The organism is Actinophytocola sp., assembly GCF_045807065.1.
In the GTDB taxonomy this organism is placed as follows: domain Bacteria; phylum Actinomycetota; class Actinomycetes; order Mycobacteriales; family Pseudonocardiaceae; genus Actinophytocola.
Window position 1 is genome coordinate 1 of sequence record NZ_JBJMIE010000106.1, and the last position, 19,634, is coordinate 19,634.

At 72.3% G+C, this 19,634-nt stretch carries 14 protein-coding genes and 2 pseudogenes; 3 read left to right on the forward strand and 13 right to left on the reverse strand.

Annotated elements, in window-relative coordinates:
- Together ACJ73U_RS06295 and ACJ73U_RS06300 are read left to right on the forward strand one after the other, a co-directional pair.
- A partial coding sequence (locus ACJ73U_RS06295; RefSeq protein WP_407776572.1) for an MFS transporter occupies nucleotides 1-2,767 on the forward strand: 2,767 nt, incomplete at its 5' end.
- Nucleotides 2,764-2,886: pseudogene (locus tag ACJ73U_RS06300) on the forward strand (DNA-binding response regulator); the annotation flags it as partial. The gene ACJ73U_RS06295 and the pseudogene ACJ73U_RS06300, both read left to right, overlap by 4 nt.
- 601 nt (nucleotides 2,887-3,487) lie before the next feature.
- Here the strand turns inward: ACJ73U_RS06300 and ACJ73U_RS06305 are convergent.
- The 13 genes and pseudogenes from ACJ73U_RS06305 to ACJ73U_RS06365 all read right to left on the reverse strand — a co-directional run.
- Nucleotides 3,488-4,948: pseudogene (locus tag ACJ73U_RS06305) on the reverse strand (MGH1-like glycoside hydrolase domain-containing protein); the annotation flags it as partial.
- A 104-nt stretch (nucleotides 4,949-5,052) separates the two neighbouring features.
- Entirely contained in the window at nucleotides 5,053-5,823 is a 771-nt protein-coding gene (locus tag ACJ73U_RS06310) for an enoyl-CoA hydratase/isomerase family protein (RefSeq protein WP_407776573.1), read from the reverse strand.
- Nucleotides 5,823-6,596, reverse strand: coding sequence for a citryl-CoA lyase (locus tag ACJ73U_RS06315; RefSeq protein ID WP_407776574.1), 774 nt, complete (start codon nucleotides 6,594-6,596; stop codon nucleotides 5,823-5,825). Before ACJ73U_RS06315 ends, ACJ73U_RS06310 begins: the two co-directional genes overlap by 1 nt.
- Complete coding sequence (locus ACJ73U_RS06320) at nucleotides 6,589-8,676, reverse strand: acetate--CoA ligase family protein (RefSeq protein ID WP_407776575.1); 2,088 nt, start codon at nucleotides 8,674-8,676, stop codon at nucleotides 6,589-6,591. The genes ACJ73U_RS06315 and ACJ73U_RS06320 overlap by 8 nt, the downstream gene beginning before the upstream one ends.
- A complete protein-coding gene (locus ACJ73U_RS06325) occupies nucleotides 8,669-9,202 on the reverse strand; it encodes a 3-isopropylmalate dehydratase (protein ID WP_407776576.1) in 534 nt (177 codons plus the stop codon). The genes ACJ73U_RS06320 and ACJ73U_RS06325 overlap by 8 nt, the downstream gene beginning before the upstream one ends.
- Nucleotides 9,189-10,478, reverse strand: coding sequence for a 3-isopropylmalate dehydratase large subunit (locus tag ACJ73U_RS06330; RefSeq protein WP_407776577.1), 1,290 nt, complete (start codon nucleotides 10,476-10,478; stop codon nucleotides 9,189-9,191). The genes ACJ73U_RS06325 and ACJ73U_RS06330 overlap by 14 nt, the downstream gene beginning before the upstream one ends.
- The gene (locus ACJ73U_RS06335) at nucleotides 10,475-11,527 is read right to left on the reverse strand and encodes an ABC transporter substrate-binding protein (RefSeq protein ID WP_407776578.1); all 1,053 of its coding nucleotides are present in this window, start codon (nucleotides 11,525-11,527) and stop codon (nucleotides 10,475-10,477) included. Before ACJ73U_RS06335 ends, ACJ73U_RS06330 begins: the two co-directional genes overlap by 4 nt.
- 67 nt (nucleotides 11,528-11,594) lie before the next feature.
- On the reverse strand, nucleotides 11,595-12,416 hold the full coding sequence (locus tag ACJ73U_RS06340) for an ABC transporter permease (protein WP_407776579.1): 822 nt from the start codon (nucleotides 12,414-12,416) through the stop codon (nucleotides 11,595-11,597).
- Nucleotides 12,403-13,200, reverse strand: coding sequence for an ABC transporter ATP-binding protein (locus ACJ73U_RS06345; RefSeq protein ID WP_407776580.1), 798 nt, complete (start codon nucleotides 13,198-13,200; stop codon nucleotides 12,403-12,405). Before ACJ73U_RS06345 ends, ACJ73U_RS06340 begins: the two co-directional genes overlap by 14 nt.
- A complete protein-coding gene (locus ACJ73U_RS06350) occupies nucleotides 13,184-14,821 on the reverse strand; it encodes a thiamine pyrophosphate-binding protein (protein ID WP_407776581.1) in 1,638 nt (545 codons plus the stop codon). Before ACJ73U_RS06350 ends, ACJ73U_RS06345 begins: the two co-directional genes overlap by 17 nt.
- Nucleotides 14,814-16,247 carry an aldehyde dehydrogenase family protein gene (locus tag ACJ73U_RS06355; protein ID WP_407776582.1) on the reverse strand — a complete coding sequence of 478 codons (1,434 nt, stop codon included), beginning with the start codon at nucleotides 16,245-16,247 and terminating at the stop codon, nucleotides 14,814-14,816. Before ACJ73U_RS06355 ends, ACJ73U_RS06350 begins: the two co-directional genes overlap by 8 nt.
- Nucleotides 16,244-17,074, reverse strand: a complete 831-nt coding sequence (locus ACJ73U_RS06360; RefSeq protein ID WP_407776583.1) for a GntR family transcriptional regulator — start codon at nucleotides 17,072-17,074, stop codon at nucleotides 16,244-16,246. The genes ACJ73U_RS06355 and ACJ73U_RS06360 overlap by 4 nt, the downstream gene beginning before the upstream one ends.
- 231 nt (nucleotides 17,075-17,305) lie before the next feature.
- Nucleotides 17,306-18,118, reverse strand: a complete 813-nt coding sequence (locus tag ACJ73U_RS06365; RefSeq protein ID WP_407776584.1) for a maleylpyruvate isomerase family mycothiol-dependent enzyme — start codon at nucleotides 18,116-18,118, stop codon at nucleotides 17,306-17,308.
- 230 nt (nucleotides 18,119-18,348) lie between these two features.
- Between ACJ73U_RS06365 and ACJ73U_RS06370 the strand changes: the two genes are divergently transcribed.
- Nucleotides 18,349-19,634 (forward strand): DUF4157 domain-containing protein (locus ACJ73U_RS06370; RefSeq protein ID WP_407776585.1); only part of this gene is annotated, 1,286 nt, incomplete at its 3' end.

The following is a 19,634-nucleotide window of genomic DNA, read 5'->3' on the forward strand; positions in this document are numbered from 1 at the left end:
CATCGAGCTGGGGGAGATCGAGTCGGCGCTGCGTGAGCAGGACGGCGTCGCCGAGGCCGCCGTGGTGGTCCGCGAGGACACCCCGGGGGACAGGCGCCTCGTCGCCTACGTCGTGGGCACGGCGTCCACCTCGGACCTCAGGGCCGCGCTCAAGGACCGGCTGCCGGAGTACATGGTGCCGGCCGCGTTCGTCGAGCTGGACGAGCTGCCGTTGTCCCCCAACGGAAAGCTCGACCGCGCGGCGCTGCCCGCCCCGGTCGTGTCCCGGGACGCGAGCACCGAGCTGATCGCGCCGCGCACCGGCACCGAGCAGCTGCTCGCGGCCGTCTGGTCGGAGGTGCTCGGCGTCGAGACCCTCGGCATCGACGACGACTTCTTCGACCTGGGCGGCCACTCGATGCTCGCCACCCAGGTGGTCGCGCGGATCCGCAGGGACAGCGTCGGCACGCGGGCGGTCGGCGTCATGGACCTGTTCACCCACCGCACGATCCGCGAGCTCGCGGAGTTCATGGCCGGCGACGCGACCGGCGACGGCCCGCGCCGGCTGCTCTACGAGCTGACGAAACCCGTGCGGGGCGAGAAGAAGCTCACCTACGTGTGCGTGCCCTACGGCGGCGGCAGCGCGATCGTCTACCAGCCGCTGGCCGACGCGCTGCCCGCCGGCCACGCGCTCTACTCGGTCGCGATCCCGGGCCACGACGTCGGTCTGGAGGAGCAGGGGCTGCCGTTCGACGAGCTGACCACGCGCCTCGCCGAGGAGGTCCTCGAACGGATCGACGGCCCGCTGGCGCTGTACGGCCACTGCGGCGTCGGGTCCGCGATCACCGCGGAGGTGGCCCGCAAGCTGGAGGACGCCGGCAGGGAGCTGGAGGTCGTCTACATCGGCGCCATGTTCCCGTTCGCCCGGCCCAAGGGCGCGTTCGCCGCGCTGCGCAACCGGTTGGAGCGGTTGAAGAGCAACCGGCACTACGGCGCCTGGCTGAAGTCCATGGGAGTGGACACCGACGAGCTGGACCCCGAGCAGGCGGACCGCATCATCTCCAACATGCGAGCCGACTCGCGGGCGTCGGAGGACTACTTCACCGGGCTGCTCGACCGGGGCGCGCCGAAGCTCCGCACGCCCGTCATCTCGGTCGTCGGCTCGGCGGACCCCGTCACCGACTACTACACCGAGCGGTACGCGGAGTGGCGGTTCCTGTCCGACACCCTCGGTCTCGTGGTGCTGGACCAGGCCGGCCACTTCTTCCTGAAGTACCGGGCGGACGAGCTGGCCGAGATCATCACCACCACGCACCCGGCCATCGCGCGCGACGAGACCGAGCCGCTGGCCCGTGCCGCGCGTGGCGCGGACGCGCCGTGGGACCTGCGCGCCTGGCAACGGATCGGCGACCCCGCCCCCGCCGGGGTGGCGCCGAGCATGGCCCGGTTCGTCGGCGTGACCCTCGGGCAGCTCGTGTCCACCACCGGCTCGCTGCTCACCTCGTTCGCACTGCCGATCTGGCTGTTCACCCGCACCGGGTCGGTCACCGACCTCGGGGTGCTGTGGGCGATGGCGCTGGTGTTCGGCGTGCTGACGCTGCCGGTCGCCGGCGCGATCGTCGACCGGTCCGACCGGCGCAGGGTGATGATGCTGGCGAGCGGCCTGTCCGGCACCATCCAGCTGGGACTCGCCACGCTCCTGTTCACCGACTCGCTGGCGATGTGGCACGTGTACCTGCTCGTGTCGCTGTCGCAGATCGGCGGGTCGTTCCAGCGCATCGCGTTCCAGTCCGCGGTGCCGCAGCTGGTGCCCAAGCGGTTCCTCGGCCACGCCATGGGCATCGTGACGCTGTCGACGGGCACCGCGCAGCTGCTGATGCCGGTGCTCGCCGCGGGCCTGTACGCGGCGATCGACCTGAAGGGCATCCTGCTGGTCGACGTGGCGAGCTACGTGTTCGCCATCGGCGCGCTGCTCGTCGTGCGCTTCCCGGACCTGATGGCCTGGTGCCCGCGCGAGCCGTTGCTGGTCGCGATCGCCGGCGGTCTGCGGTACTCGTGGAACCACCGGGGCTTCCGCACGATGCTCACGTATTTCGCGCTGGGCAACGTGTTCCTCGCCCCCGCGCTGGTGCTGGTGACGCCGCTGGTGCTGTCGTTCGCGTCCACGACGGAGGTCGCGCAGGTGGCGATCGCCGAGGCGGCGGGCGCCATCGCGGGTGGCGTCCTGATGTCGGTGTGGGGCGGCCCCACGAAGCGGCGCATGCTGGGTGTGCTGGTCGGCAACCTCGGCACCGCGGTCGGCTGCCTGGTGATGGGCCTGCACGCGAGCGTGCCCGTGGTGTTCTGCGGCATGTTCCTCATGGCCGGCTCGATGGCCACGGCGCAGGGCATCTACGCCACGCTCGTGCAGGTGAAGGTGCCGCAGCGCTACCACGGCCGCGTGTTCGCGCTGAACCAGACGATCACGTGGTCCACACTGCCGATCGGCTTCGCGGTCCTGGCCCCGGCCGCGACCGCCGTGTTCGAGCCCCTGATGGCCCGCCACGGTGCCCTGGCGGACACGGCCGGCGCCCTGATCGGCACCGGCGACGGCCGCGGCATCGGCCTCGGGTACGTGGTGTTCGGCCTGGCACTGGTCCTGGTGACGATCGCCGGGTTCTCGGTCCGGTTGCTGCGCCGCTTCGACTCCGAGGTGGCAGACTCCCTCCCGGACGACCTGATCGGCGCACAGGAGCGCGAACGCCGTCTCGCCACCAAGGAGCGGCCCAGGATCCCGACGACCGTCTGAGACGCGACGACGTCGCGGTGGTGGACATCCGGTTGCCCCCCTCGTTCACCGACGAGGGACTGCGCGCGGCGATCGAGGCGCGGCGGCGTCTTCGCGGGCTGCCTGTGCTGGTGCCCTCTGTTCGGCACCGCGCCGGTACTCGAGCCAGTCGAGGTTGATCGAACCGGTGTCGCCCGGGTCGTAGGACAGCGTCACCACCGGGTCCGTGCCGCTGACGGGCAGGTCGCCGAAGGTCACGGTGCCCCAGTCGTCCCAGCTGTCGGAGACCTTCGGGAAGCTGACCTGGCGTACCGGGCGCCCGTCGATCGACAGGGTCATCGTGCGGCTGTCGCCGTTGGCGTTGGCGTACCGGAGGGTGATCGCACCCCGTTCTGGCGCCGGGGTGGCGCGGTGCAGGGTGAACGACGACGCGGCGCCCTGGGCCCAGAGCCCGTCGAGGAACGCCCGGCCGGTGTATCCGGTGTGGTTGACGTTGGTCTTCACGCCGCCGGTGTTGTACGCGTCCTCCGCCTCGATGTGCCCGGGAGCCGCGCAGCCGCGCAGGGCCACGGTGCCCGCGGTGTCGGCGCAGCGGTCTCGTTGGTCGGGCACGCGGTCGCCGTCCCGGTCACCGAGGGCCGCGCCGGTGAGGGTGATCTCGACGGTGTGCGCGCCGCTCAGCGTGGCCGGCACCGTGTTGCCGCGCACGCGCCGTCCGTCGAGCGTGAACGAGCGGATCCGGGTGCCCGCCCCGTGCAGCGCGATCGTGAGGTTCACGTCGCGGTAGCGCAGGTTCCGCAGCGTGACCTCGCCCCAGCCGGCGGGTAGGTCCGGGGTGAACCGCATGCCCTGGTCGGTGAGGTCCAGCCCGAACAGTCCGGTGTGGATCATGTCGAGGAACGCGGTGGCCGACCAGGTCTGGTCGGGTTCGGAGCCCCAGTGGAACTTCACGGTGTCGCCCAGCCGCTGCCAGCCGCCGTCCACGACGCCGGTGTGGCCGTTGTAGATCTCCCAGAAGCCGCTGTTCTCGTCGGCGAGCTTGGCCAGCCGGGCCACTTCGCCGGCGAACGCGGCCTGTTCGCCCCGGCCGGCCAGTGCCTTGGCCCAGAGGCCCTGGACGAGCGGCCAGACGATCGCGTTGTGCCGGCCCGGCTGGTCGTCGGAGTAGCGCGTCCAGTTCGGGTAGGTGTCGGGCATGCCCCACGGCAGCTCCTGGGCGCGCGCGACGATCGACCGGGCCTGGGCCGGGTTCGCGATGCCGAGGACGAGGGCGAACGCGAGCCCGGTGCCCTCCTGGTAGGCGCCGCGGGTGCCGTCGGCGAGGAGCTGGTAGTCGTAGCGGCCCGTCCTCGGGTTCCAGAAGTGCCGGTTGATCGCCCGCTTCAGCGCGGCGGCCTTCGCCCGGTAGCCGGCGACCTCCCACCGCGGGTGCCCCAGCTGCCGAGCCATCTCGGCGGCGTTGACGTAGGCCGCGTAGTAGATCTCGTTGGTGCTCAGGTACATCCCGGTCGCGACCCCCGGCCACGGCATGCTGCCCGTGCTGACCGACTCGGTCTCGTCGGCCGGGGGAGCGGGGTAGCCGGCGATCCCGTCGTTGAAGAACGACGGGCCGGTGAACAGGCCGTAGACCGGGTTGAAGCCGGCGGTCGTGGCGTGTTCGCGGATCGTCAGCGTGTTCGCCGCGGTGGCGTAGGCGTTCTCGAGGAACCCGCGGTCACCGGTGACCAGGAAGTGGTGCCAGGCGGCGGTCACCCAGACGACCTGGTCCCACTGCTGGTCGTCCTGCTGCACCCGCAGGGCGCCGGCGGCGTCCCTGTCGACGACCGCCCAGAGCGTGTTCTCCGCCAGGGCCGGGGACAGCAGGCTCGCCGCGTTCCAGCTGTTGACCGAGGCGTCGCGGGTCCACGGCTGGCCGTACCCGCCACCCGCGCGGACGATGCCGACCGCCGGGTCGAGCAGGCCGCTCCTGTCGTAGCGGGGGTCGTAGGCGATCGTGTTGGTGCGCAACAGGTTCCGCAACGCGGCGTCGTACGCGCCGCCGAACAGCGCCTGGCTGTCGGGGTTCGCGAACTCGAGCGACGGGGTCGGCGCGGCGACCGCGGCGACCGGACCGGCACCGGTGACCACGCCGCACAGGGTCGACAGAGCGAGGACCGCCACGCCGGTCCGCCGGCGCCAACCGTTGACTCGCTCGCGGCTCATGCGCGCACCTTCCTCGCCGTCGGGTCAGCGAGTCGATTGCACCACGGAACCCTGCCGTCGCCGCGGACCGCGGGAGATCCTGTCCGGTCCTGTCATCTCCGGAATCACCGCCCGGTGTAGGCCGGGTCCCGGCGTTCGGCGAAGGCGGCGGCGCCCTCGACGCGGTCCTGGGTGGTGGTGAGCAGCGTGGACAGCTCACCCTCCAACCGCAGCCCTTCCGACAGCGGCAGGTTCACCCCGCGCGTCACCGCCTCCTTCGCGTAGGCCACCGCACGGGGTCCCACGCGGAGGAACGCCGCGGCCAGCCGGCCGACCGCCGCGTCCAGGTCCGGCACGACCTCGCTCACCAGGCCGATCCGGTGCGCCTCCTGGGCGTCGACGTGCTCGCCCGTGAGGATCATGCGCAGCGCCGGTCCCAGGCCGACCACCCTCGGCAGGCGTTGGGTGCCGCCCGCGCCCGGGATGATGGCGCGCCGGACCTCGGGCAGGCCGAAGACCGCGTCCGCCGTCGCGATGCGGATGTCGCACGCCAGCGCCAGTTCCAGGCCACCGCCCAGGCAGTAGCCGTGGATCGCGGCCACCGTCGGCTTGCGGCACGCCGCGAGCGCGTCCACCCACCTCCACCCGACGCGTTCCTCCCTGGCGTCCACCAGGGACGCCGGCGGGACGAACTCCTTGATGTCCGCCCCCGCGCAGAACGCCTTCTCGCCCGCGCCCCGGATGACCAGGGCCCGTACCGCCGGGTCGTCGGCGATCTCGACGGCCGCGGTCAGCTCGCGGCGCATGTCCGCGTTGATGGCGTTCCGTGCCGCGGGCCGGTTCAGCGTCAAAGTCGCGACGCCCCCGCCGACCTCGACCCGTACCGTCTCGCCCATCAGTCCTCACCTTCCGAAAGCCAGCTCATCTCGCGCAGCTGTGCGCGGATTGCCGGTGACACCGGGCGCTGCGCCTCCTCGCCGATGTGCGCGAGCAGCCCGGCCGTCCTGCTGATCATCGAGAACCCGCGTTGGAGCTGCCACGGCACGCCGATGCCTGCCAGCAGTGCCGCCGACACGCCCGCGGCGTTGACCGGCAGTGCACGGCCGGTCCGTGCCGCGGTCACGTCGACGATCGCCCGCAGGCGGCGGATCTCGTCCGTGGCGACGCCCTCCGCCGCGGCCACGGCCAGGAGCGGCGCGGCCCGCGGGTCGCCGTCGCGGTGCAGTGCGTGGCCGATGCCGGGGATGCGGCGGCCCGCGGCCAGTTCGGCGTCCACCACCTGTGCGACCGCCTCGTCCTCCGGCGTGCCGCCCGCGACCGACGCCGCGACGGCGGCCAGCAGCCGGCCGGTCTCCTCCAGCGTGCCGAGGATCTTGCTGCCGACGCCGAGGAGCCCGGCCGCCACCGCGCCCTGGACCGCCTCCGGCGCCACGGCGTAGGTCAGCCGGGCGGCCAGCGCGCTCGGCTGGAGGCCGTGGTCGATGAACGTCACCAACACGGCGTCGGCGACCCGGACCGCGCCGGGGGAGGGCATCTTCCCCGTGACGGCGAGGAGCGCGCCCTGGGTGAACGACACCTGGCCCACCAGGTTGGAGACCATGTCGTGGCCGCGCAGGGTGATCCGTTCGGTGTTGGCGAGGCCCACCTCGGTGCGGAAGGGCTCAGTCACGGGTCTCCTCCACGAAGGCCAGCGCGTCCAGCACCACGGTCGCGTCACCGGTCACCAGGACCGGGTTGCACTCGACCTCGGTGACCGGCGCCCCGGCGGGGTCCGTGACGAGCGCGGCGAGGCCCCGCAGGATGGCGGCCAGCTCATCGGCGACGTCGCGCCCGATCCGGGCCGACACCCGCAGCCGCGACAGCGTGTGCCGCACCGACTCCGGGTCGTACGGCGGCACGAGCGAGAAGGAGTCGCGTGCGTCGTTGGCGTCCACGCCACCCGCGCCGAGCAACGCCCGGGTGCCGAACACCGGGTCGGCGACCACCCCGGCGATCAGCTCGACACCGTCGCGCACGGGCAGTTGCTCGGCGATCAGGACCTGTCGCGCGCCGTGTTCCCGGACGAGTGCGTCGAACGCCGACCGTACCTCGTCCGGACCAGATAGTCCGATGTGGACAGCGCCCACCTTCGCGCGGTGTGGCAGCAACGGGTCGATCAGCTTGAGCACACAGGGAAAGCCGACCTCGCGGGCCGCCGCGACGGCCTCGTCCGCGCTCGCCGCCACCCGCCGGCGCGGCGTGGTCAGCCCGAACCCGGCCAGCGCGTCCATCACCTGCGCCTCGTCGACCGCCGCCCGGCCGTCCCCCACCGGCTGTGGCGTGAATGCCGGCCGCGCCACCGGCACCGGCGCCACCACCGACGGGGGACGGCCGGGCGCCGTGGCCACGGCGTGCCAGCCCCGACGGAGGAGCCCGACGCCGTGGAGCAGCCGCACGGGGTCACCGCACACGACGAGCCCCGCCTCCGCCGCGTTCCTGCGGACCTCGTCGCTCACGCCGTACCAGGCGAGCCCGATGGCGACCCGCAGCCGTTGCGCCGCCGCGGCCACCGTCGGGAGGAGGTCGCCGGCGAGGTACTCCATGCCGCCGAGGTAGAGCAACAGGAGGTCGACGCGCTCCTCGCCGTCGATGATGGACAGCACCTTGTCCAGCAGCGTCGGATCGTTGATGACCTGCGGGGTGAAGTCCAGCGGGTTGCGGACCCCGGCGAACGGCGGCAGGACGTCGGTCAGGGCGTCCGTGGTGTGGGCGGAGAAGTCGACCAGCGGCACGCCGAGCCGCTCGGCCGCGTCCGACAGGTAGGCCGCGGCGCCGCCGGAGTTGCTGGCGACCGCCACCCCGTCGGCACGAGTGCCCAGGCCCGCGGCCCGCGCCACGTCGACGGCCTCGTCCATCGTGCGCAGCCGCACGACGCCGTACCGGTCGAAGAGCGCGTCGAACGCGTCGTCGTCGCCGGAGATCTGCGCGGTGTGCGAGGCGACGGAGTCACTGCCCCGCGCGGACGCGCCCGCCTTGATCACGAACACCGGCTTGCCGGCGCGGCGGGTGGCCTCGAACGCCCTGCCGAGGCGCTCGCCGTCGACGGTGCCCTCCAGGTAGCCGATGATCACCTCGGTCGCGTCGTCGCCCGCGAGGTGCTCGACGTAGTCGGCGAACCTCAGCCCGGCCTCGTTGCCGGTCGCGATGACGTGCGAGAACCGCACGCCGGCCCAGTGTGCCTCGGTGAGCAGGTTGAACGCCGTGCCACCGCTCTGCGACACCAGCGCCACGTTGCCCGCCGGCAGGTCCGGCAGCGTCTCCAGCATCGTCGCGAACGTGCCGAACGTCCTCGGCGCGATCGACGCGTAGCCGAGGCTGTTGGGGCCGACCAGGGCGACGTCGTGCGCGGCCGCCGCCGCGGCGAGCCGGTCCTGCAGCAGGCGACCCTCGTCGCCGACCTCGGCGAACCCGCCCGCGAACACGACCGCCGCGCCCGCGCCGTGGGCCGCGGCGCGTTCGAACGCCTCGGTCGCGGCCCGCGCCGGCACGCAGATCAGGTACAGGTCGATGCCCTCGGGCAGTGACTCGATGTCGGGGGAGCAGGCGACACCCTGGACCGTCTCGTACTTCGGGTTCACGGGGTGGATCTCGCCGCCGTAGCCGCGCTGCGACAGGATCCGCAGTGGCCGCCCGCCGATGCGCCGCGGGTTGTCCGAGGCGCCGACGATCGCGATGTGGCGTGGCCGGAACAGCCGGTCGAGGTCAGGCACTGGTCTCACCCGCCAGATACCGCTCGAGGTAGGGCACGAGTCCGCCGCTGTCCAGCACTTCCAGCATCGCGGGCGAGAACGGCTTGGTGGTCAACACTTCTCCACTGTCCACAATGGTCAGATCACCGGTCGAGAGGTCGACCGACAGCTCCTGTCCCTGCTCGACCCGCGCGGTGATGCCGGGGCAGGTCACGACCGGCAGGCCCGCGTTGAGCGAGCGGCGGATGAACGCCGAGTCCGTGGACTCCACGACCGCCGCCGCGATCCCGGCCGCCTTCAGCGCCCGCGGCGCGGGCGGGTGGCTGGGGATGCCGAACCCGCGCCCGCCGACCACGATGTCGCCGGGCGTCACCTTCGCCGCGAAGTCCGGGACGAGGGTGGCGAAGCACATGCGCGCCAGCTCCGCCGGGTCGTGGTCGTCGCCGAAGTTCCGTAGCTCCGAGAACCGCACGATGCCGTCGTCGCCCGAGACCCAGTCACCGAACTTCCAGACGCCACCCCGCAGGACCGCGTCAGCGACCGGCATGGCCGGCTCCCTTCCTCGTCAGCATCGGCCGGGGGTCGGTGATCTCGCCCGCCACGGCCGACGCGGCCACCACGTACGGGCTCGCGAGGTTGGTCACGGCGTTCCTGCTGCCGGCGCGGCCCGCGTAGTGCTCCTGGTTGGTGGAGATCGCGACGTCGCCGTCCGCGAGCGCGCCGAGGTAGCCCCAGCAGGTGGTGCAGCCCGGCGAGAGCACCTGCGCGCCGCGCTCGGTGAACAGCTCGACCAGCCCCTCGCGGGCGGCCGTCGCGAACACCTCGGGACTGCCCGGCGTGACGTACATGACCACCCCCGGCGCGACCTCGTTGTCCCGCAGGATCTCCGCCGCCGCGCGCAGGTCCTCGATCCGGTTGCTGGCGCACGAGCCGACCATCGCGTGGGTGATGCGGCGACCGGCCACCTCGGACACCGGGACGACCTCGCCGTGCCGGGGCGGCACGGTGACGAACGGCTCGAGCGCGCCGAGGTCCCACGTGCGGAACTCGTCGTACTCGGCACCGTCGTCGGCGGCGAACACCTCGTACGGGCGGCCGTCGGCGCGTTCCCGGACGTAGGCCAGCGCCACGTCGTCGACATCCGCGACCGCCGTGTCCGCGCCGGCGTGGTACATCCCCGCCAGCAGGCCCTGGCGACTGTCGAGTCCGAGCCGGGACACCCCGCCGAACTCGACGCACCGCTGCACGAGGCCGTCGCCGCCGGCGTACTCGTGGCAGATGGCCTGCACGAGGTCACGCACCCAGACGCCGGGCGGGAGCGTGCCGGTCAGCTCGAACCGGACGCTCGCCGGCACGCGCACCCAGTTGGAGTCGCGGACCATCGACACGAGCACCTCGGTGCTGATCGGCACGTTCAGCGCGCCGACCGCGCCGATGCTCGCGATGTTGGGCTCGTCGGAGAACACCAGCAGCCCCGGCCGGGCGAAGCCGTGCTCGACCATGACCAGGTGCCGCAGGCCGGCGCGGCCCGCGTCGAAAAAGTTCCGGAAACCCGTGCGGCGCACGAACTCGCGGCTCTCCCGGTTCCGGATCACGTGCTCGGAACCGAGGGCGGCCTGCGGCGTGTGGTCCAGGACCGCGACCACCTTGTCCGGGCACCGGATCGCCTCGACGCCCAGCCGTTCCAGGATCTTGATGTTGCGGTGGAAGTAGATCTCCTGCATGACGGTGTAGTCCGGGGTCACCGTCACGTAGTCGCCGACGGCGACCGAGTCGGCACCGGCCGCCCGCGCGATGACCTTCTGCGCGATTGTCTGGCTCACGATGCTCCCGAGGACGCGTCCCGCTTGATCTTCGCGGCGTCGAAGTCGTTGAACTTCTTCACGAACTCGTTGGTGTACACCGAGTCCGGGTCCAGGTCCTGGTGGATGAGCCCGTAGTCCCTGGCGTAGGTCACCCAGTGCTCGACGGCGTCGGCCGGGTACTCGCCCCACGTCTGCTCGGCCGGTGGCGCTCCGCCGTACAGCGACTGCCGGCGGGCGTCGAACTGGGCCATGGCCGCCTTGGTCGCGGCCCCGGTGTCGGCGCCGACCTTGCTGTTGGGGTACTTGTCGAACATCATCCGCACGCCCGCCTCGGGGTTGGCGTCGGCGTACACCGACGCCTTTGCCCACGCCAGCCCGAAGCCGGCCGCCGTGTCCGCGTTGTCCCTCAGCCACGAACCGGAAGCGATGAGGCTGGAGGCGAACAGGTCCTCGACGCCGTCGGGCTGGAAGTACCGCAGCTTCTTGCCGGTGCCCGAGGTCATGGCGGCGAAGAGCGTGTCGTAGGTCGTCAGCGCGTCGACCCGGTGGCGTTGCAACGCGTCGAGTGCCGGGGCGCCGGTGCCGACGGCGATCAGCTTCAGGTCGGTGGCCGGGTCGAGGCCCGCGTTGGCGGCGGCCGCCTTCGCGAGCTGCGCCGGACCCGCGGACAGGTCCTGCACGCCGAGGGTCTTGCCCTTGAGATCCTTCATCGAGCGGATGTCACTGTCGGGCAGCACGCCGATCTGCGTGACGTTCTTGGCCGTCCAGTTGTAGAACATCTTGACGTCCTGGCCCTTCTCGGCCGCCTGGAGCACGAGGTCGGGCGTCGAGGTGCCGATCTGGATCTTCCCGGAGGCCAGTGCCTGCACGACCTTGCCGCCGGTGCCGAGGAAGACGGGCTCGACGGTGATGCCCTCCTCCTTGAAGTAGTTCTGCACCTGGGCGATGCCGAGCTGCAGCATGTTCCCGCCCGGCGCGGTGGCCGAGACGCCGAAGGTGACCGTCTTGCCGTTGCCCGAGCCGCCTTGTCCGGCGCTGCCGCACGCCGAGACCACGATCGCCAGCACACATGCCAAGACCGTCAGAGCGGACCGCGATGTCCTTCTGCTCACAACGATTCCTCTCTCGCGGTGTTCACCAGAACACCAGCCGCTTGCGCAGTTGCACGACGATCTGGTTCAGGACGACACCCAGCACCGCGAGGACGATGAGGGTCGCGAACACACCCGCCGTGTCGTAGTTGGTCTGCTGCTGTTGCAGCAGGACCCCGAGTCCGTCCTGAGAGGACACGAACTCGCCGAGGACCGCGCCGAGCAGGGCCAGGACCGTGGCGACCTCGAAACCCGCCAGCACCGACGGCAGCGCCGACGGGAGCAGGAGCTTGAGCCAGACCTGCCGACGGGTCGCCGACAGGGAGCGGAACAGCTTCGCACGGTCGCGGTCGACCGTCATCACGCCGCTCATCGTGTTGACCAGCAGGGGGAAGAACGTCAGCGTCGCGGCGACGAGCACCTTGGGAGTCGTGCCGAAACCGAACCAGATGACGAACAGGGGCGCGAGCGCGAACTTCGGCAGCGACTGGAACGCCACCAGGTACGGGTAGAACGTGGCCCGCGTGATCGCCGACTCGCCGAGCAGCACGCCGCCGACGATGCCGAGCACCGAGCCGAGCAGCAGTCCCAGCACGGTCTCCTTCAGCGTCACCAGACCGTTGGTCCACAGCTGGTCCAGCAGCGACGCGGACCCGAACTGGGCGAGCACGTCCGACAGCGGCGGCAGGACGAACTTCTCGAGGCCGAGGATGCCGGGCAGGAACTGCCACAGCGCGGCCACGACCACGAACAGCGCCACCGGCGGGCCGACGACCCGCAGGGCGTTCGCGCGACCGTTGCGCCGGGGCTTCGCGGCCGGCGGAAGCGCGATCTCTTCCGGAGCGCGTTGTTCAGACACCGACATGGCTGTCCTCCCGGGCGAAGTAGGCGCGGATCCGGGCACACGCCTTGGCGAACTCGGGGGTCTCGATCACCGACAGGTCGCGTGCGTGGGGCAGCGGCACGTCGACGACGTCGAGCGTGCGGCCGGGTCGACCGGAGAGCACGACCACGCGTTCGGCGAGGTAGACCGCCTCGGCGATGTCGTGGGTGATGAGCACGGTGGTGACGCCGCTGTCCGCCCACATGCGCCGCAGGTCGACGTTCATCTGCTCGCGGGTCATGGCGTCGAGCGCGCCGAAGGGCTCGTCGAGCAGCAGCACCGACGGGTCGCCCATGAGCGCGCGGCAGATCGCGACCCGCTGCTGCATGCCGCCCGACAGCTCGTGCGGGCGCCGGTCGGCGAAGCCGCCGATGCCCGCCCAGGCGAGCAGTTCGAGCGCGCGGTCGCGGTCGGCGTCGTCGACCCGGTGTGCCAGCTCGCGGGGCAGCAGGCAGTTGCCGAGCACCGTCTTCCACGGCAGCAGGGTCGGCGCCTGGAACATCATGGCGATGTCCCGGCGGGGTGCGGTGAGCCGTTCGCCGCCGACGCGGACGTCGCCGTCGGTCGGCTCGACGAGCCCGGCGAACGTGTGCAGCAGGGTCGTCTTGCCACAGCCGCTCGGTCCGACGATCGCGACGAACTCGCCCGGCGCGACGTCGAGGGAGAAGTCCTGGAGCGCGACGACGGGTTCCTTGCCGCCGAACACGTGCGTGACGTTCGTGGCCGTCAGTCCCAGTGGGGACGGCATCTTACTTCTGCGGAGCATGGCTGCCCTCCCGAACGAGCGGGCCGGGGTCGGGGAACACCCCGACCGGCACCTCGACGAGCCTCGGCCGGTCCGCCGCCTCCCTCAGGAGTCCGGTGAGCTGGCCCGGCGACGTTGCCGTGGCACTGTCCAACCCGAACAGACGGCCGAGGTCGGCGAAGTTCGGGTTGTGGAGGTTGGTGCCGAGCGTGCGGCCGTCGAACTGCTCGACCTGCGTGCGCAGCACGTTGCCGAACGCCCCGTCGTTGAACACGACGAAGGTGGCGGGGACGTGGTTGGCCACCGCGGTGAGCAGCTCGGCCATGCCGTAGGCGAAGCCGCCGTCACCGGAGATCGACACGACCTGCACGTCCGGGCGGCCGACCTGCGCGCCGACGGCCGTTGGCAGGCCGTAGCCGAGCGCGCCCTGGTAGCCGGGCGAGAGGAACGTGCGTGGCGCGTAGACCGGGAAGGCGACGCGGGACAGGTAGCCGACCTGGGTCAGCTCACCGACCAGGACGTCGTCCTCGGCCATGCCGTCGCGGAGCGCGCGGACCCAGTCGGTGATCTCTCCGAGTGCGGTGATGGCGGTGGCACAACGGGTTCTGATCGCGTCGACGTCGTCGGTCGTCCACTGTGAACGGACGGCTGGGAGGTCGTCGGCGAGGGCGGTCAGGCCGAGGCGGGCGTCACTGTGCAGTGCGACCGCCGGCTTGTGCGGCGCGCCGAGGTCCGTCTCGTCGGCGTTGAGCAGGATCGTGGTGGTGTCACCGACCAGCGGCGTGCCGTCCATCCGCAGGCCCCGGCTGCCCACGATCAGCACCACGTCCGCGTCCGGTAACACCTCCCGGCCCCCGAGGCTGGTGAGCGTCCACGGGTGGCGGTCGGACAGGGCGCCACGGCCGTTGGCGGTGGTCACGACCGGGGCGTGGAGCTTCGTGGCCAGCTCGCCGAGCGCCTCGGACGCCCCGGCCGCCACCACGCCGCCACCGGTGAGCACGACGGGCCGCTCGGCGTTCGCCAGGAGCTGGGCCGCCTTGGCGACGGTGTCCTGGTCGGGCCGGACGAGCCGCTGCGGTCGCGTCGGGACGGTCGCACCGCCGGCCTCCTTGAGGAGGTTCTCCGGGATCGAGACGGCGACCGGCTGGGAGCGGCCGTCGCGGGTCGCGGCGAGACCGTCCCGCACCGCCGCGGCGAGGTCGTCGCCGTCGCGGACGGGCAGGACCGCCTTGGTGGCCGACCGCAGCACGTCCTCCTGGGCGCTGATCTCGTGGAGCAGGCCGAGCCCGCCGTCGATGGCCCACGCGGGCAGGTTCGCCGCGATGGCCAGGACCGGGGACGACGTGGAGTAGGCGGTCGCGAGGCCGGTCATGGCGTTGAGCACGCCCGGCCCCGGCACGACGGCGAACACCCCCGTGCGGCCGGTCGCCCTGGCGTAGCCGTCGGCCATGTGCGCCGCGCCCTGCTCGTGGCGGCAGGAGACGTAGCGGAGGCGGTCCGCCCGGCGTGCCACGGCGTCGACGAAGAAGTCGAGCTGCACGCCGGGCACGCCGAAGATGGTGTCGACGCCGCCGTCGGTGAGCTGGTCGGCGACGGTGTCCGCGCCCGTTTTCGTGTCGGTTTTCGTGCTGCTGTCAGACATTGAGAGCCACCGCCTTGGTCTCGAGGAACCCCTCGATGCCTTCGAGTCCGCCTTCGCGGCCGAGTCCGCTGTTCTTCGTGCCGCCGAAGGGAAGCTCGGGAGCGAGCGGGAAGGGGTCGTTGACGCCGATGACGCCGAAGTCGAGCCGTTCGGCCATGCGCCACAGGCGGGCGAGGTCGTGGCCGTAGAGGTAGGCGGCGAGGCCGTAGCTGGTGGCGTTTGCCCTGGTGAGGACGTCCCACTCGGCGGTGAACGAGAAGACCGGGAGGACCGGACCGAAGATCTCCTGCTGTGCCAGGGACATCTGCTCGGTGACCCCGGTGAGGACGGTGGGCGCGTAGAACCAGCCCGGCCGGTCGAGCCGCGTTCCTCCGGTGTGGACGGTCGCGCCCCGCGCCCGCGCGTCGTCCACCTGGGACTCGAGCTTGCGCAGTGCCGCCTCGTCGATGAGCGGCCCGACGTCCGTGCCGTCCTCGGTGCCCGGCCCGACCCGGAGCTCGCCGACGGCGTCGACCAACGCCGTGGTGAAGCGGTCGTAGAGCGACTCGTGGACGTAGAGCCGGTTGGTGGCGATGCAGCTCTGGCCGCAGTTGCGGTACTTGGAGGCGACCACACCGGTGACGGTGGCGTCGACGTCCGCGTCGTCGAGGACGATGGCGGGCGCGTGTCCACCCAGCTCCAGCGCGACACGTTTGAGGAGCCCGTCCGCGCGGCGCAGGAGCATGAGCCCGACGTCGGTGGAGCCCGTGAAGCTGAGCTTGGCGACGCGCGGGTCGGCGAGGAGCTCCTTGACCAGGGGGTCGGGGCGGGAGGTGGTGAGGAGGTTGAGCACCCCGGCCGGGAGCCCCGCGGCGACGAGCCGGTCGGTGAGGGCCCTGGCGATGAGGGGCGTCTGCTCGGCGGGCTTGGCGATGACGGTGCACCCGGCGGCCAGCGCGAGGGCGATCTTGCGAAGGAACATGCTGGCGGGGAAGTTCCACGGCGAGATGGCGACGGTGATGCCGACGGGCTGCTTGAGCACCATCCCGCGCCGGCCGCCCCCGATGGCGACGAGGCGCCCGTCGGTGCGGCGGCCTTCCTCGGCGGCCCAGTCCATGGCCGCCGCGGCGCTGCCGAGCTCACCCGTGGCCTCGGGCAAGGGCTTGCCGCACTCGCGGCTGAGGAGCAGGGCGAGGTCGTCGCTGTCGGCCCGGATGGCCGCGGCGGCGGCCCGGAGGATCGCCGAGCGACGCTCGGGTGGCGTGTCCCGCCAGCCCTCGGCCGCCCCGGCGGCGGCGTCGAGGGCCGCTCGCGCGTCGGCGACACCGGCGTCGTCGGCGACACCGACGACCGAACCGGTGGCCGGGTCGACCACGTCGTAGCGGTTATCCGCGTGCCGCCATCCGGCCCCGACCAGCAGGGTCGGCTCACTGGTGGTCACGGTCATCGACGAGCCTCCTTCGTCTCGCGACTGTGCTCCCGCCCGACGCCGTCGGCGGTCGTCCGCGGGTCTGTCTCCGCTTTGCTGTGTCCGTCCACCCGCGCCCTGCGGTTCTGCTCCTCGACGGTGCCGTCGAGCATCGAGATCCGGGCCGTGCGGGCCTTGCCCGTGTGCGCCGTGGCCAGGGCCTCCGCGCGGCGGCCGTCCCGGGCCTCGATGGCCTGGAGGATCTCCTCGTGCTCGGCGAGGGAGCCGGCGGCGCGGTCCGGGAGGGAGAACGTCGACCCCGGGTAGCGGTGGTGGGTGTCGTGGGCCCTGCGGAGCATCTCCAGCAGGAAGGCGTTCCGCGAGGCGACGCAGATCGCGTCGTGGAACTCGAAGTTCAGGCGTGCCATGCGGGCGATGTCACCGTCGTCGTGGGCCCAGGTCATCTCCCGGTGCAGACGGCGGAGGCGGATGAGGTCCGTCGTGGACGCGTTCTCCGCGGCCAGCCGGGCGGCCAGGCCGTTGAGCACCTCGCGTACCGCGTAGACGTCCAGCACCTCCTCCGGGGTCACCGTCGCCACCACCAGGCGCCGGCCGGCGGTGCGCTCGACCAGGCCCTCGGTCTCCAGGCGCAGCAGCGCCTCACGGATGGGGGTCCGGCTGATCCCGAGCGTCGCCGAGATCGCCGGCTCGCCCAGGTGCTCACCCGCCTTGAGTGCGCCGGCCGATATCGCGTCCCGTATCGCCAGGTAGACAGCCTCACTGGCGTTCGCGGAGCTGCGGTGGTCGGTCCAGAGCTCGGCGAGTGTCGGCGCCTCGTAGGCGCTGGTGCCGGTCGATGTATCCAAGGTGTCTCCTCCTGTCGACAGAAATATACATCCGTCGACACAGAGGTCAAGGGGCTGGACACAAAGGACGGCCGACGACGCCGTGCGGGCGCCTACCAGCCACTACGCGACACACGGTCCGGCCACCGCGGTCCGGCGGCGGGCACGGGCGAGTGTGCTGCTCGGTTCCCGCGGTCGACTGCGGAGGTCAGTGGCCGGACCTGGCCGAGCAGGTGTACCCGAGCGGTGTGTCTAGCCCGCCACGTGGGCGGTGTGCCCCAGCCAGTGCTGGGCCAGTTCGGCGTTGCCGTCGATGGTGACGCCGTCAGCGTGTGCGCCGGTCAGGGGGAGTCGGCGGGTCAGGACGAGCAGCAGCGACTTCGCCGGACCGTGGACGGTCACATCCGCCTTGCCGTGCCCGTGCTGCCAGCTCACGCCATCCGGGCGGCGTTCGATGAACCACTCGCCGGCCGCGCCCAGGCCGGGCTCGTCGGTGGCATGCCAGTGCAGGGTCTCGTTGGTGCCACGCATCGCGGCCGCGGAGTCCGGGCGCTGGGCCGCCCATGTCGGCGAGGTGAGCATGGCCAGGTGGTTGGTGATGAGACCGGCGGCGATGTCGGCGTCGAGGTCGTAGTCGTGGCCGGCGGCCACGGCCGCGTCGAAGCCGTGGACGACCGCCTCGTTGAGCAGGCTGTGGAGCCAGAACTGTGCACCGGTGCGGTTGTCGCCGGCGGCGTTGAACACCGAGGCCTCCAGTGCCGCGTCCGAGCAGGCCGCGGCCGCGCGGGCGGCGGCGTCGGACAGCCACGCCGGCCAGGCCTGGGGCTCGGCGGGCGGCTCGGCCATCTCGGTGGGCAGCTCGGAGGGGTCGGTGACGCGCCGTTCGATGAGCTCGGACACCCAGCGCTGGGTCTGGCCGACGTGCTGGACCAGGCCGGCCACCGTCCACTCCGGACAGGTCGGCACCGCCGCGTCACCACCCGCTGCGAGCGCGCATTCCGCCAACCGTCGCGTGTGGTCCAGCAGTGCCTGCCGGCAGCGTTCCGCGCTCAGCTCGGGACTCATCGTCCTTCGTTCCCTTCCCCCTGGTTCGGTTCACGACTCGCCCGATCACGTGCAACCTACCCGGACGCGTCGCGGCTGTCCCAGCCGGCCGATCCCACCTACGCCGTCTCGTCGTGGCACGCCTTCCCTTTCGGGCACGGTGTCTGCCTTCGTCTCGGGTGGTCGCGGCCTTCACCGGTGATCGCCGCGAGCGGACGCTGTGGTCACGGGCCAGTGGGCGGGAGAGAAGAATGCACGACCACGAACGGCAGTCCGAGGAGCAGACCGGCGGCCGGCGGCGGGTCGTCCCGACACAGTCCCCGCCGGACCTGCTCGCCGGGCCCCTGTCCCCGGACGCGGTGCTCGCCCTGCAGCGGCTGGTCGGCAACGCGGCCGTGGCACGGCTGCACGCCAACCAGGCGGCGGTGCAACGGGCCGCCGTCCGGGACGCGTTGCGGTCCGCGGGGCGTCCCCTCGACGACGGCGTCCGGGCGGAGATGGAGAGCCGGCTGGGTGCGGACTTCTCCGACGTGCGGGTGCACACCGACCCCACGGCGCACTCCGCCGCCGAGTCCGTGCAGGCACACGCCTTCACCTCCGGCTCGCACATCGTCTTCCAGCGCGGCCGCTACGACACGACGTCCCCGGCGGGCAAACGCGTGCTCGCCCACGAGCTGACGCACGTGGAACAGCAGCGGACCGGCCCGGTGGCCGGTACCGACACCGGCGACGGGCTGCGGGTGTCCGACCCGTCGGACCGGTTCGAACGCGCGGCGGAGACCAACGCGGCACGCGTCATGGCGGCACCGGCGCACACTCAGCGCACCGTGGCAGAACCCTCGTCGCCGGGCGCTCCCGGGGAGATCGTGCAGCGTGACGTCGGCTTCGAGATAGAGCTGCCCATCACCACCACGTACGCGTTCGCCCCCGGGCTCAAGGCCGCCGAGCGGACCGGGCAGAAGCAGATCGTCAACCCGATCACCTCCACCACCTGGGAAGGACGGCGCGCGAACCGCCCGTGGTGGCGGCCCCAGATCGACCCGCCGAGCCTCGGCCGGCGGATGAACAAGTCGGAGCGACTGGTCGTGGTGCGGGACCGGTTCACCGTGGAGGCCGACGAGACGGCTGACGGGTCCTCCAACCTCGAGTTCGTGACGGTTCCGTTCCCCGAGACCGACGAGGGCCGCGCCCAGCTCATCGAGGCCCTCGCCGGGATCGCGGCCATCGCCGGCAGCCTGAACGGCACACTGCACACGGCCGCCGACCTGGCGGCCGCACATGCCGGCGCCGCCGCACGGACCCCGACCGCGCCGGCCGGGTACGACTCCGCCGAGTACGTGGCGACGGGTTTCGGCACCTCCGGCAACCCGCAGGCGACCGCGGGGATCCCACTGGCGCGGGTGGAGGCCCTCCTCTCGGCGATGAGCACCGCACGCACCCGGATGCTCGACGCGACGGCCCCCGCGGACCAGCAGGCGGAGGGCCGGGACGTCGCCGAGGGGGACCGCGTCGGCATGACGGCCAGGGCGGCGGCGAA